The sequence below is a fragment of the Nocardioides sp. GY 10113 genome (assembly GCF_004919105.1).
In the GTDB taxonomy this organism is placed as follows: Bacteria; Actinomycetota; Actinomycetes; order Propionibacteriales; family Nocardioidaceae; genus Nocardioides.
Genome location: NZ_STGK01000017.1, coordinates 58,514 through 71,420, shown reverse-complemented (window position 1 = coordinate 71,420; position 12,907 = coordinate 58,514). Strand labels below are relative to the sequence as shown.

Sequence of the window (12,907 nt, the reverse complement as noted above, 5' to 3'; positions counted from 1 at the left end):
AGATCGGTCGGGGGCCCGCTACCCCGTCGTCGGCTGTTCGCGCGCTGGTCAGGCGCCGTTGCCGAGCGCGGCGAACGCCGCCCCGAGCCGCTCGCGGGCGTCCTCCGCCACCTTCGCCAGCACCTCGCTCCCGGCGAGGCCCATCATCGCCTCCGGGTCGAACGCCTCGACCAGCGTCGAGCCCGGACCCAGCGAGCGCACCACGACGTTGCACGGCAGCACGGCCGCGATCGAGGGCTCGGCCTGGATCGCCTCGTAGGCCAGCGGCGGTCGGCAGGCGCCGAGGATCACCTGCGGCGCCAGGTCGACGCCGAGCTTCGCCTTGAGGGTGGCGGCGAGGTCGATCTCGGTGAGCACGCCGAACCCCTGCTCCTGCAGCGCCTCGCGGACGGCCGCAACCGTGTCGTCGTAGGACCGGTCGACAGTGGTGGCGATCGTGTAGCTGCTCATCGGTGCCCTCCGGGGATCGTCGGTGAGGCCAGTCTGCCGGGCGGGGCAAGCCACGCCCCCGGGGGCCGACAGCAGAGGCAGCGTAACCAAATATGACTATGCCGCGTTGACCGAACAGGCACCGGTGCGGTCCGCTCCCGCGGTCGCGTCTCGGTCGGTCGCCTGCACCTCGTTCCCGCACCACCACCGATCGAGAGGTCCGCATGACCCCGCGCCGCACGCTTCGGGCCCGCCTGGCCGCCGCGGCCGCGACGGTCGTCGCGATGGCCTGCGGGGTCACGCTCGGCCCCGTGGGGCCCGCGCACGCCGACGAGCCGGTGGTGATCGTGGAACCGGTGCCGGACCTCGGCGGCGACCCGCTGCCGGTCGTGGAGGTGACCAAGCCGTGCGGCGGCGTCGCGGACTACGGCCCGCGCCAGCGCAGGCGGCTGGTCCGGATCACCGACCCGCGCCGGATCGACCGGCTGCCCCCGATGGCGGCGCTGCGTCGCGGGGCGCGGGTCATGGCCGAGGTCGCGCCGACGCTGGTCCGGGCCAACGACCGCCGGGGCATCTTCGCCGTCTTCTACGGCAACATCCTCGGCGAGGCGGCTCCCGCGCTCGCCGACGGGTCGTCGTACGACGACCCGGCCTGGTCCCGGAAGGTCAGCATCACCTTCTTCCGGCCGTACCTGGCCGCGCTGCACGCCAGCCTCGCCAACCAGCGCGTGCCGAAGAACTGGCGGACCTACTACCGGCTGGCGGCCGACTGCTCGGTGAGCCCCGGCCGGGTGGCGATGGCGGGCCTCGACGCGCACCTGATCCTCGACTTCCCGGTCGCGATCGCGCGCAGTGGCGCCCGCCCCGCGCACTTCGGCGACTACTACGCGATCGGCGAGCTGCTCCAGGACGCGACCGTCGACATCGGGGAGGACCTGAAGCGGACGTACGGCGCGGACCTGACGGAGTTCTTCCACCTCTGGGCCCTCGGCGACAGCCTCGACTCCGTCGCCGGCGACGGAGCCACGACGACCCTCCTGTTCCAGGGGATCCGCACGGTGGCGTTCAGCTACGGCCTCGGCCTCCGCAGCGACCACGGGCGGCTCACCCGAGCCGCGATGCGGGCGACCTACTACGCCGCGGAGTCGGTCTCGGACGCGCTGACCGACGCACGCCTGATCTGAGCGGCCCGGTCGGCTCAGCCCGGATCCTCCCTCAGCCCTCCGGCGGGCCGCTGTCCGGCAGCCAGGTGCCGAGCTTGCCGCGGAACAGGCGGCCGATGCGCGCTCGGACCCGCGTCGCCGCCAGGGCCAGGCCGAGGCCGACCGCACCGAGCAGCAACGCGGCGCCCCCGAGGCAGGCGAGCGCCACCCCGACCCCGGGCCGGCCTCCCGCGAGGATCGCCGCGACGACCACCGCGACGGCGCCGCCGAGCGCGACCAGCAGCCACGGCACGGGGGTGAGCAGGCCCACGACCAGGCCCCGCGGCGGGTCCGACTGTGCACCCTTGCCCACCAGCCGCTGCCAGAGCGCCTCCCTGACCGGCGCGGCGAACCACCGCGCTGTCCGCTCCGCGGCACCGACCCCCGCGGGCTCGCGCAGGCCGAGGGCCGCCTGGATCCATCGCCCCGGCGTCCTCCCGAGGCCCGGCGCGATCGCCAGCGCGCGCTCCCCCGCCTCCCGGGTCGCGTACTGGTCGGGATGGTTCCCGGCACGCCGGTCGGCGTCGTTCATCCCGTCGATCATCCGCGCCGCGCCGTAGGCCAGGGACGACCTGTCATAGGCCTCGGCCAGGTCGTCGACCTGGGCGATGACCTGCTCCAGGGTCCAGCCCTCGGCGGCCAGCACCGCGGCCTGGGTCTCGCGGACCCAGGCAACGGCGGACTCGGTCGTCCGTCCCTCGCTCCCGTCGCCGGTGGGGGCGCCGGAGCCGTGGAGCAGCATGCCGAGGTGCGCCACCGCGTGCAGGCGACCCAGCAGCCAGTCCCACCGCCGCATCTGCTCGGCACCGAACGCCCCGAAGTGGCCCACCTGGGTGCCGAACAGGATGTGGTCGCCCAGCCGGCGCGCCACCTCCTGGTGCTCCGGCGGCAGCACCGGCAGCGCCACGTCGGGTCCCAGCCGGACGAACGAGAACGGCACGCTGCGCTGGTCCGGCATCCGTGACGACGTGCAGCGAGACACCACCTCCACCGCCAGCGCCGCCTCCAGCAGCTGCTCGCCCGCGGGCAACGCTCCGCGGGCGGCCGCGAGCTCGCGGCCGAGCACCTGCTGGACGCGCAGGTCGGCGTAGACCCGGTTGATCGCGGCGGCGACCTCGGCGGGCGTGCGCTCGAGCGGGACCCCCGCGCCGACGGAGCCCGACACGACCGGGAACTCCGCGGCCAGCCGCGCACCCACCGCGCGGCGTACCGCGAGCACGCGGCGCACGGACGCGCTGACCAGCGCCAGCGCGGCGCCGAGCTCCGCCCGGGTGGTCGCGTCGGTCTCCCCGGCGAGCCTGCCCCTGAGGGTGCGCAGGATCGTGCGCAGCACCCGCTCGGCCGGCCCGAGCCCCCACGGCCACTCCACCCCGCCCGCCGTGTCCTCGCGGGGGAAGGCCCGCACGGGAGCGCCCTCCGGAGGCGTCCAGAGCGGACCGGTCGCGAGGATCTCCGGCACCGCGCGCATCGGCGCGTCGGCGTCCCGGTCCAAGAGGGTGAGCCGCCCCGCCGCGGTCACCATCACCGCCTCCCACACGCCTCCGGCGGCGCGCCCGCGGGTGTAGACCGGCTGCAGGTGCTCGGCCGCCACCCTCAGGCGCTCCAGCTGGTCGTCGTCGGCGACCGCCCGCTCGAAGAGCCGCTGGCTGTCCGACCAACCGGCGTCGGCCTCGACGCGGAGCCGCTCGAGCTCCTGCACGTCGCTGCGGAAGTCCGCCTCGGCGGGGAACCGGAGCCCGGACGCGACCGCCTGGGTCCACGGCGGCGGCCCGTCGGCCACGGCGGAGTCGGCGATCCGCTGCGCGACCCGGGTGATGCCACCGCTGGGCACCACGTACGCCAGGTAGCGGGTCACCTTGCCGGACACGGCGGTACGGGCGAGCGTGTCCAGGACGGGCCCGAACGGGGCGTTGTCCAGCACGCCGCCGTCGATCAGCCACGACGGCTCCCGGCCGCCGGTGGCCGGCCACACGCGGGGCGGGCCGACCTGGTTCAGCAGCGGCCCCTCGTTGACCGGCGCGAACGCCGCCGGGAACGAGGCCGAGGCCCGGGCGGCCCGGCCCAGCCGGTCCGGGTCGGAGAACTCGGCCAGCAGGTCCGGCGGTGGCGCGAAGTCCATCGTCTCGGGCCGGTAGGTCCACGGCAGGTCGGTGGTCAGCCGGTAGAGGAAGCGGTGGTCGTCGACGTCGAACTCCTGGCCCGCGGCGTCGGTCGCCCGGAACCCCTGTCGGCCCAGGCCCGAGGCCGTGGTGAACAGGGTGACGGTCGGCGGGGCCTGGCCCCGGCCACCCCCACCGGTCGTGGCGCCCAGCGTGGCCATGATCCGCTGCGCCTGCCGGAGGAAGAAGTCGCCGTCGAGGATCGACCCGGTGGCGGCCGCGACGTCCTCGGGGATCAGGCGTCCGCGGCGCAGGGTGCCGAGGTTGCACCAGACCTCGCGCAGCCAGGGACCCGGTACCGGCTCCGCGGGCGCGAAGAAGCTCGGCTCCACCTCGGGGTCGAGCGAGCCGTCGTGAGCGATCGTGGTCGCCAGCATCGCCCCGTTGAGGCCGCCGGCGCTGGTCCCCGCGATCACGTCGACGACCAGGTCGCGGTGCTCACCGCCGTCCGGGTGCAGCAGCGAGCGCCAGCGGTCCGCCAGCGTCGCGTCGTACTCCTTGATCGGGGTGCCGCGGCACGAGCGTCTGACCAGGTCGATCTCGTGGGTGACGCCACCCATCCAGACGGCGAGGCTGACCCCGCCGTTCATCACCAACGCCAGCCGGACCTCGTGATCCGCCATGGGGCGCCTCCTAGGGCGTGTGCCTGCTATCACACTTCCTAGCGGTGATCCGGCCTCACGTCGAGAGCGGGCCCCGATCGCCCAGGTCGCGGATCGGCGTGATCCACGAGCGGTGCGTCGCCGGATCCTTGGTGATCGCCAGCAGCTCGTCCATGTGCGGCTCGAGACCGGTCACCTTGTCCAACGGCACCCCGATGATCAGCTGGAAGCCCAGACCCTTCCACGCCTGGACGGCACGCCCGGCGAAGTCGGAGTCGGCCTTCACGAAGCCCTCGTCGAGGAAGACCGGCGCGAACCGGGGACGCGAGCGCATCTCGTCGCCCAGCCTGAACCGCAGCGCCGAGCCCACGATGAAGGCGACGAGCTCCTGGCTCTCGCCGCCGCTCTTCTCGCCCAGGGTGCGGTAGGTGGCGCGCAGCTCGCCGCTCAGGTGGTCGTAGCGCTCGGCACTGATCTCGACGTGTCGACGCACGTCGAGGAGCCGGTCCCGATCCGTGAGCCCGTCGACCGTGTCGGAGCGGCGCAGCTGGTTCATGAACCGGCTCAGCTGGTCGAACCGCCGCTCCAGGCCGGCGTCGTCGAGCTCGTCGGTGGGACCGGCGGACAGCGCGCGCAGGTCCTTCATGAAGACCTGGACATGCGCCGGGGACAGCCGGCGCAGCCGGATCCGGAGCCGGTCACCGGCACCGCCGAACTCCAAGCGGCGCAGGATCGCGTTGATCGGCTCCAGCCGGTCCTCGATCTCCTCCACCGAGGAGGCCATCGCGCCGACCAGCGGCACCAGGTCCTGCCCGCTCCACTCGGTCAGCCGGCGCCGCCATTCCGAGCGCCGCTCGGCCAGGCCGGTGCCGCGGATCTCCTCGAGGATCCGGGCGTAGTCGGGATAGGAGTCCGCGGTGGCGCCGAGGTTCGGCGAGTCCCACTGCACCTTGTAGACCCGGAAGATCGCGGCGAGCTCGTCCTCGACCCGCCGCGCCTCGGCCTCCAGGTCGCCGACTGCGTCACGCAGCCGCGCGTCCAGGCGCTGGGCGTTCTCGGCGAACCGGTCCAGGTCCTCGGGGTCCGACGGCGCGACGGCCGCGGCGAACTCGGCAGCCAGCGCCGCATCCTGCTCGGGCGTGAGCACCAGGTCGCCGCCGCGGTCCATCGCGTCCAGGCGGTCCTTGACCAGGTCCTCGGAGTCGACCAGCTCGGCGTGCGCGGCGTTGAGCTCGCGCTGGCGCTGCTCCAATCGGTACCGGCTCTCGCGCGCGGTCTCCAGCTCCGCGGCGAGGCGGTCGATCTGCCCCTGCAGCACCTGGAGACCGTCGTCGGAACCCAGGATCTCGCTGCGGCGCTGCTCCAGCTCGGCGATCCGCCGGTCGCAGCCCTCGACGTCGAGGTCGTCGTAGCGGGCCGCCACCACGGCGTCGTACGCCGTACGCCGGTGCTCCATCACGCGCACCTGGCGGTCGAGCTCCGCGACCTCGCCGTCCAGCTCGTCCAGCTCGTCGGCGAGCGTGCCGAGCTCGTGGTCGATCTCGGCGAGCGCGTCGGCGTTGGAGAAGCCGATGATGCTGCGGGCGTCGTTGCGTCCGTAGGCGCCGCGGCGGCCGTTGCGGGTCTGGCCGGCCAGCGTGACCCGCAGACCCTCGCCCGCGAGCCCGTCCGCACTCTCCACGCACAGCGCGTTGCGGCTCGGGTCCGAGACGTGCTGCTGGACCCAGCCGGAGAACGGCGAGTCCTGGAACAGCAGCTTGCCGGCGATCCGCTCCGGGTCGCCGGGGCCGAGGTCGGGAAGGTCGAGCGCGGCGCCCTCGAAGGTGAGCCGGCCGCGCAGCCGCAGCCCGTCGATGGCGGCGGAGAAGGCCTCGAACCGATCCAGCGGGACCAGCATCTGGCGGGCCGAGCCGCCCAGCACCGTCTCCACCGCGGTCCGCCACCGCGCCTCCTCCGGCGCGACGTCGATCAGCTCGGCGACGAAGGGCAGCTCCTCGACCGCGAGACCACTGGCACGCGCCACCTCGGCGCGCAGCTCGTGCAGGCGGGCCGGTACCCGGCCGGCACGGCTCTCCAGCGACGCGCGCTCCTCGCGCAGGTCGGACTGACGCTGCTGGAGCGGGTAGCGCCGGTCGCGCACCGCGTCGCGCTGCTCCTTGAGGCGGGCGTGCGTGCGCTCCCAGCCGGTCAGCCAGCGTCGAGCGTGCTGCTGCAGGGTCGCGAACGACTCTGCGGAGGCCAGCGCCTCCTCGATCTCGACCCCGTCGGCCAGGCCGTCGCCGGCGAGCCCGTCCGCGTCGATCAGCGGCAGCAGCCGCTCCTGCAGCTGTGCCCGCCGCCCCGCCCGGTCCTCGCGCACCACGCGCTCCTGCTCGACGGAGAGCCCCAGCGACTGCAGCGTCGATCCGCCGGCGTCGCGGTGGGCGGCCTTGGCGGCCTCCAGGTCGGCCAGCAGCGTGGTCTCCGCACCGGCGGTGCTGGCCAGCGCGTCGACCGTGGCCGAGCGGTCGGCGCGATTGTCGGCGACCGCGGCCTCGAGGAGGCGCAGGTGGGTCTGCAGCAGCCAGCGTCGCAGCGGGGTGTCACCGGCGAGCGTCACCCCGTAGGCGTCCAGGTCGGCGCGGCGGCGGGTCGCCGCGACCCGCCGTGCGTGCAGCTCGGTGATCGGCTCGAGGATCTCGAGCTTGGCCTCCTCGGTGCGCATCGCCGCGTACGCCGCGTCGAGGTCGTCGAAGTGCTCGATCGCCCGGTCCGCTGCGGCGTAGGTGGCGGGCCGCTCGAGCACCATGTCCTTGTAGAGCTCGTCGACGCTGCGCACCTGGTTGCCGGCCTGGATCCGGGCCAGCAGGCGCAGCGCCTTCGCGCCGTCGCCGTTCGCGCCGATGCCCAGGCGCGCGTGCAGCACCGCGGCGAACTCCGCGTAGGTGCGGTGCACCCGGATGCCGGGGTAGAGCTTCTTCAGCGTGTTCGCGTGGAACCGCTCGGGCACCGCCACCTCGAGGGTCTCCAGTGCCAAGGCGCCCTCGTGCGTGGCCAGCTGCATCTGGACCTCCGCGGAGCGGGTCGCCCGGCGCGGCACGTAGTAGGTGCGCAGGGCGGTGAACCGCCCGCCCTGGTCGTTGACGAACGTCATCGCGACCGCGCCCCAGGTGTCGGCGCCCTTGCCCCGCAGCAGCTTCTCCACCGGCCGTCCGGTGCGGGGGTCGTCGACCACGTCGACCGCACCGCGCAGGTAGGAGAGCAGGTTGCGCTGCCCGGCGCTGCGGGCACGGCCCGCGACGGCGTCGTTCGAGGCGCCGTTGAACTTGGTGTCGGAGGTCATCATCAGCGCCGTGTAGGCGTCGAGGACCGTCGACTTCCCGACGCCGGAGGCACCCGACATCATGATCGCGTCACCGCGCAGCGGCACGGTGGTGAGGCCGCCGAAGCCACCCCAGTTGACCAGCTGCAGCAGCGCCGCGCGCCACTGCACCGTGCCGTCCTCGGGCAGCGCCACCTCGCGGCGGTCGAAGAGGCCCTCGAGGGAGCCGTCGTCGACGAACGCCTCGAGGTCCTCGGCGATCCCCTCGGAGCGCCCCTCGCTCTGGTCGATGCTCATGCTCGCTCCCCCTGGTGCTCCGCGGCGCGCCCCTCCGTGCCGCCGTCCCCGTCCCCGAACAGCTCGACGTCGGCCTCCTCGGCCGCCGGCTGTGCGGTGCCGTTGGCTCGCTGCAGCGCCGCGAGCAGCTCGGCGAGCAGCTCGAGCGGCAGCAACGGCTCGACCGCCTCGCTGATCTCGAACCGGTCCTCGGCAGCGGTCGGGATCAGCAGTCCGGCCTTCATCACGCTCAGCACCGCGTTGCGGGCGCGCTTCTCGTCGCCCGCCTCGTCGGTGGCGTGCGGCGGCCGGAAGCTCGCGACGTGGTCGACGATGTCGTCGCGGTCGATGAAGACCCGGGCGTCGCCGCCGGCGACCCCGGCGCGCAGCCGGTCGCGCAGGTGCACCAGGACCAGCGTCTCCTCGCGCGACCACGCGGCGTCGTACAGCAGGGTCGGGAAGCGGCTGCCCGTCTCGGAGGTGGCCTGGCGCTTCCACGCCACCTCGCGCTCGCGATCGATCTGCAGGTCGAGGAAGAGGTCGTTGAGGCGCCCGCGGAGCACGCGTTCGTGCTCGACGAGCACCCGCCAGTCGCGCGGGTGCGTGCGGGCGCTGATGAACCGCTGCTTGAGCAGTGTGACCAGGGCGTGGCGCTGGCCGTACTCCAGGCCGCCCTCGTCGCCCTCCCAGAGCGAGACGGACCGCTCGTCGATCAGGTCGTCCGCGACCGGATCACCCACCTGGTCCCCGGCCGGGTCGAGGTCCTGGTCGAGGTCCTGGTCCGCGACGTCGTGCGTCAACGGGGACTCCGCGGCCAGGTCGGTCTCGGCGCTCATGCTCGGGTCTCGCTCTCCAGGTGGATCGGGTGGCTGCGGCCGGGCTGGTCGGGCCCGCCGGGAAGGTCAGGGTCGGGCAGCGGCAGCCGGGGCACCGCGAACTCGCGGCGCGATCCGTCGGGCCGGACCGCCGAGAACCGCTCGGTGGCGCGTTCGGCCTCCCAGCCGCGACCCGCGGCGAGGTGGAGGAGGCCGAGGATCTCCACGGGCCGCCGCAGCGCGGGCTCCAGCGAGCCGAAGAGCTCGCCCAAGGTTCCCGCCGGCAGCAGCGCCGCCAGAGCCTCGTCCAGCCGCTCGCGCAACGGGCCCAGCTGCGGACCGCCCTGGGCCTTGAGCGCGTCGAGCGAGACGGTCGGGGCGGCGTCGGCCACGTTCGGCACGATCCGCTCGGGCAGCACGTCGTCAGCGGGATCGTAGAAACGCTCACGGAAGTGCTCCACCCCCGCGCGCGACGGCAGCAGCGGCACGTCGTGGGTGGCCCGCGGGCCGGTGGTCGCCATCCACGTCATGAGCTCGGACTCGACCTGCCGCAGCGTCTGCTCCAGCTCCCGGTCGCGGGCCGCGTCGTGGGAGACGATGTACTCCTTGAGCGTCGCGGTCACCCGCGAGCGCTGGGTCAGCACCCGGTCCAGGCCGTCGCGGACCAGCTTCACGGTCCCCCGCAGCTCGGCGCGCTCGGCCTCGCCGAGGATGCCGTCGGAGAGCGGGTGGTCCAGCAGGGCTCCGAGGTCCTCGCGCAGCCGGCCGACCAGCGCGTCGTCGCGCAGCAGCGCGAAGGCGCCCTCGAAGGCACGCCCCTCGTGGGTCGCGGTCATCAGGGCGTCGGCGCGCGCCAGGTACTCGTCGATGACCTCACCGGCCGGCCGGTCCTCACCCCGGAAGGCGGCCAGGATCTCGCCGCGGATCTGGGCGAACCGCTCCTCGACCCGCGCGAAGTCGCTCGGCAGCGCGGAGATGAGCGAGAGCAGCTCGGTGAACCCCTCGGACATGTAGTCCTCGGTGGCGCCGACCATCTCGGCGCCGTCGACGAGCCGGTCGCGCTCGGCCTTCAGCCGCGCGATCTCGTCGTTGAGGATGGTGACCCGGGCGGTGCGGTCCGGGTTCGCCTCCGCGTTGAACCGGCGGACGGTGCCCAGGATGGTGGCGATCCGGTGCTCGCTGAGCGTGGCCCGGTCGCGGGTCAGGTTCTTCACCAGCTCCAGCGCCTGCTGTGCGTGCGAGGTGAGCGTGTAGACCTCGTTGCCGGCGGGGTCCAGCGAGCGGACCAGCCACTGTCCGCGCATCCAGCGCTGGCACAGGTCGCGGCCGGTGCCGCTGGGCACCTCGTCCCGCCCGGTACGCCGCATCGCGGCCAGGTGCTCCTCGACCTGGGTGTGCAGCCGCGCGGTCGGGATCGGGGTGTTGTTGCGCCCGAACGCGGCCCGGAAGAGGGTGATCACCACGGGCGCCTGGCGCTGGTGGAGCAGGGTCAGGGTCGGCTGGGCGAAGGCGTCCTCGACGCGCGCCAGCTCCGCCGCGATCTCGCTCATCCACCGTCCTCGGCTCTGCCGCGCCGACCCTCCTGACGGCGCACGGTCGGCAAGTGTCTCAAAGGGGTCCGCCACCCCGTGGAGGCGCACCCTGTTACCGGCGCCGGCGCCGGCGTGTCGCCGCGGCCCGGGGACCGGCTCAGACCGCCAGCGGCGGCGCCGCGAGCACCACGGCGCCGACGATCTGCGCCGCGGACGTGAGCCACACCGACCCGCGGTCGGTGCGCAGCGCGGCCCGCCCGAGCTCGAGGTCGAAGACGCCGACCACGTCGCGTTCGGTGACGCGCGCGAGGGCCGGCTCCCCTCGCCGCGGGCGCCGGCGCGGGTCGATCAGCAGCTCGGTGCCGGCCGGCCAGCCACGCGAGGCGAGACCGTCGCCCACCACGAGGTGGCGCACCAGGTCGGCCCCACGGGCCGGGGCCGCCGCCCGAACGGCGCGGCGCGGCGCGGGAACGGGATCGACCGGGGGCGCGACGTCGAACGGCAGCCGGTCCTGCCCGGGCTCCCGCGGAGACGAACGCATGTTCGAACGGTAGCGGATGCATCGCGTCCCGTCGGCGAAGGCCTTGCACGCCGAGTAGAACGCGTTCTAATCTGGACACCTGTCCAGATCGGCGGGGCCCTGCCCGCCACCGGGTCGAGGAGGATCGCGTGGCTGTTCGGGTCGTGCACGTGGCCACGGGGAACGTGGGCCGGATCGCCCTGGGGCAGCTGATCGCCGACCCGCGGTTCGAGCTGGTCGGGCTGGTCGTCTCCGATCCCGAGAAGGTCGGCCGCGACGCGGGCGACCTGGCCGGGGCCGGCGTCGCGACCGGCGTGCTGGCCGGGGACGACCTCGACGCGGCGCTCGCGCTGGCCCCGGACTGCGTCGTCTACTGCGCGCTGGCCGAGACCCGGTTCTTCGAGGCGATCGGCGACCTGGAGCGATGCCTGGCGGCCGGCGCCAACGTGGTCGCCACCTCCCCCGTCCCCCTCATCTACCCCTGGGGCCTCCTGCCGGGGTCGATGATCGACCCACTGGAGCAGACCTGCCGCGAGCGGGGCGTCAGCCTCTTCGTCAGCGGCGTCGACCCCGGCTGGGCCAACGACCTCCTCCCCTTCGCGATCGCCTCCACCTGCCAGTCGGTGCAGCAGATCCGATGCTCCGAGATCGCGGACTACGCGACGTACGACGGCGGGCCGGTGATGTTCGACGTGATGGGTTTCGGCCGCGAGCCGGGCGACCTGCCGATGCTGTTCCAGCCGGGCATGCTCGCCTCGGCCTGGGGCGTCACCCTGCGCCAGCTCGCCACGGGCTTCGGGCTGGAGCTGGACGAGATCACCGAGTGGTTCGAGCAGGAGCCGGCGCCCGAGGCGTTCGACGTCGCCGCCGGGCACATCGCGAAGGGCACCGTCGCCGCGGTCCGGTTCACCATCACCGGCGTGGTCGGCGGGCGCGAGGTGCTGGTGGTCGACCACACCACCCGGCTGCGCCCCGACCTGCGTCCCGACTGGCCGCAGGCGGCCCAGGAGGGCGGCTCCTACCGGGTCGAGATCACCGGCGAGCCGTCGTACCGGGTCGAGGTGTGCCCGACCAGCGCGAAGGGCGACCACAACTACGCGGCGATCGCGGCGGGCGCCGGTCGCGTGGTGAACGCGATCCCCGACGTGGTCGCCGCGGAGCCGGGCATCCGGACCGTGCTCGACCTTCCGTTCGGCACCGCGAAGGGCATCTTCGCCACCACCCTGAACGACTGATCCACCCACTGCACCCACTGATCCAGCCAGCAGCACCGAGAGGAACGAGGAATCCATGGGACGTGTCCAGGGAAAGGTGGCGCTGGTCACCGGTGGCTCCGGCGGGATCGGCGCCGCCAGCGCGCGGGCGCTCGTCGCGGAGGGCGCGAGCGTCGTGATCGGCGACATCCTCGACGCCGAGGGCAAGGCGCTGGCCGACGAGCTCGGTCACGCCGCGCGCTACGTGCACCTCGACGTCACCGACGAGGAGGACTGGTCGGCCGCGCTCGCCGTGGCGACCGCCGAGCTCGGCCGACTCGACGTCCTGGTCAACAACGCCGGCATCGCCAACGGCGGCCAGCTGCAGCGCTTCAAGATGGACAAGTGGCAGCAGATCCTCGACGTGAACCTCACGGGTCCGTTCCTGGGCATGCGCGCCTGCGCGGACGCCATGATCGCCGCCGGGGGCGGCTCGATCATCAACGTCTCCTCGATCGAGGGGCTGCGCGGCACCCCCTGGGCGCACGGCTACGTCGCGTCCAAGTGGGGCCTGCGCGGCCTGACCAAGTCGGTCGCGATGGAGCTCGCGCCGCACGGCGTCCGGGTGAACTCGCTACACCCCGGCCTGATCAGGACCCCGATCACCGAGGGCATTCCCGACGACATGATCCCGATCCCGCTCGGCCGCCCCGGCCAGCCGGAGGAGGTGGCCTCGTTCGTGCTGTTCCTGGCCAGCGACGAGTCGTCGTACGCCACCGGGTCGGAGTTCGTGATGGACGGCGGCACCGTCAACCAGATCCCGCACAAGGCGTGAGCGCCGCCTCCGGCGGTCGAGGTACCGCCGGAGCTGGCCGCGA

The 12,907-nt window shown here is 74.0% G+C and carries 9 protein-coding genes; 3 read left to right on the top strand and 6 right to left on the bottom strand.

Features of this window, described 5'->3' with window-relative positions; all coding sequences use genetic code 11:
* Positions 1-48: 48 nt before the first annotated feature.
* Positions 49-450 (bottom strand): DUF302 domain-containing protein, encoded by a 402-nt coding sequence (locus E8D34_RS17755; protein WP_136595999.1) that lies wholly within the window; start codon positions 448-450, stop codon positions 49-51.
* A 203-nt stretch (positions 451-653) separates the two neighbouring features.
* Between E8D34_RS17755 and E8D34_RS17750 the strand changes: the two genes are divergently transcribed.
* Complete coding sequence (locus tag E8D34_RS17750; RefSeq protein ID WP_136595998.1) at positions 654-1,613, top strand: DUF5995 family protein; 960 nt, start codon at positions 654-656, stop codon at positions 1,611-1,613.
* A 31-nt stretch (positions 1,614-1,644) separates the two neighbouring features.
* On the opposite strand, the gene E8D34_RS17745 is transcribed toward E8D34_RS17750, so the two are convergent.
* The 5 genes from E8D34_RS17745 to E8D34_RS17725 all read right to left on the bottom strand — a co-directional run bounded on the left by E8D34_RS17745 (position 1,645) and on the right by E8D34_RS17725 (position 10,857).
* Positions 1,645-4,413, bottom strand: a complete 2,769-nt coding sequence (locus tag E8D34_RS17745) for a DUF3376 domain-containing protein (RefSeq protein ID WP_136595997.1) — start codon at positions 4,411-4,413, stop codon at positions 1,645-1,647.
* Positions 4,414-4,468: 55 nt separating this feature from the next.
* Positions 4,469-7,990: an SbcC/MukB-like Walker B domain-containing protein gene (locus tag E8D34_RS17740; RefSeq protein ID WP_136595996.1), complete on the bottom strand. Its 3,522-nt coding sequence runs from the start codon at positions 7,988-7,990 to the stop codon at positions 4,469-4,471.
* Complete coding sequence (locus tag E8D34_RS17735; protein ID WP_136595995.1) at positions 7,987-8,805, bottom strand: DUF4194 domain-containing protein; 819 nt, start codon at positions 8,803-8,805, stop codon at positions 7,987-7,989. The genes E8D34_RS17740 and E8D34_RS17735 overlap by 4 nt, the downstream gene beginning before the upstream one ends.
* Complete coding sequence (locus tag E8D34_RS17730; RefSeq protein ID WP_136595994.1) at positions 8,802-10,334, bottom strand: DUF3375 domain-containing protein; 1,533 nt, start codon at positions 10,332-10,334, stop codon at positions 8,802-8,804. Before E8D34_RS17730 ends, E8D34_RS17735 begins: the two co-directional genes overlap by 4 nt.
* Positions 10,335-10,473: 139 nt before the next feature.
* Entirely contained in the window at positions 10,474-10,857 is a 384-nt protein-coding gene (locus E8D34_RS17725) for a hypothetical protein (protein ID WP_136595993.1), read from the bottom strand.
* Between the two features lie 128 nt (positions 10,858-10,985).
* On the opposite strand from E8D34_RS17725, the gene E8D34_RS17720 reads away from it, so the two are divergent.
* Both E8D34_RS17720 and E8D34_RS17715 read left to right on the top strand, forming a co-directional pair.
* Positions 10,986-12,071, top strand: coding sequence for a diacylglycerol kinase (locus E8D34_RS17720; protein WP_136595992.1), 1,086 nt, complete (start codon positions 10,986-10,988; stop codon positions 12,069-12,071).
* A gap of 55 nt (positions 12,072-12,126) precedes the next feature.
* Positions 12,127-12,864: a glucose 1-dehydrogenase gene (locus E8D34_RS17715; protein ID WP_136595991.1), complete on the top strand. Its 738-nt coding sequence runs from the start codon at positions 12,127-12,129 to the stop codon at positions 12,862-12,864.
* The last annotated feature ends 43 nt before the right edge of the window (positions 12,865-12,907 follow it).

What these genes read in the sequence shown, in the direction of transcription:
- E8D34_RS17745 (WP_136595997.1), bottom strand. Translation starts at nt 4,413, where the DNA reads ATGGCGGATCACGAGGTCCGGCTGGCGTTGGTGATGAACGGCGGGGTC.
- E8D34_RS17735 (WP_136595995.1), bottom strand. Translation starts at nt 8,805, where the DNA reads ATGAGCGCCGAGACCGACCTGGCCGCGGAGTCCCCGTTGACGCACGAC.
- E8D34_RS17750 (WP_136595998.1), top strand. Translation starts at nt 654, where the DNA reads ATGACCCCGCGCCGCACGCTTCGGGCCCGCCTGGCCGCCGCGGCCGCG.
- E8D34_RS17755 (WP_136595999.1), bottom strand. Translation starts at nt 450, where the DNA reads ATGAGCAGCTACACGATCGCCACCACTGTCGACCGGTCCTACGACGAC.
- E8D34_RS17740 (WP_136595996.1), bottom strand. Translation starts at nt 7,990, where the DNA reads ATGAGCATCGACCAGAGCGAGGGGCGCTCCGAGGGGATCGCCGAGGAC.
- E8D34_RS17715 (WP_136595991.1), top strand. Translation starts at nt 12,127, where the DNA reads ATGGGACGTGTCCAGGGAAAGGTGGCGCTGGTCACCGGTGGCTCCGGC.
- E8D34_RS17725 (WP_136595993.1), bottom strand. Translation starts at nt 10,857, where the DNA reads ATGCGTTCGTCTCCGCGGGAGCCCGGGCAGGACCGGCTGCCGTTCGAC.
- E8D34_RS17730 (WP_136595994.1), bottom strand. Translation starts at nt 10,334, where the DNA reads ATGAGCGAGATCGCGGCGGAGCTGGCGCGCGTCGAGGACGCCTTCGCC.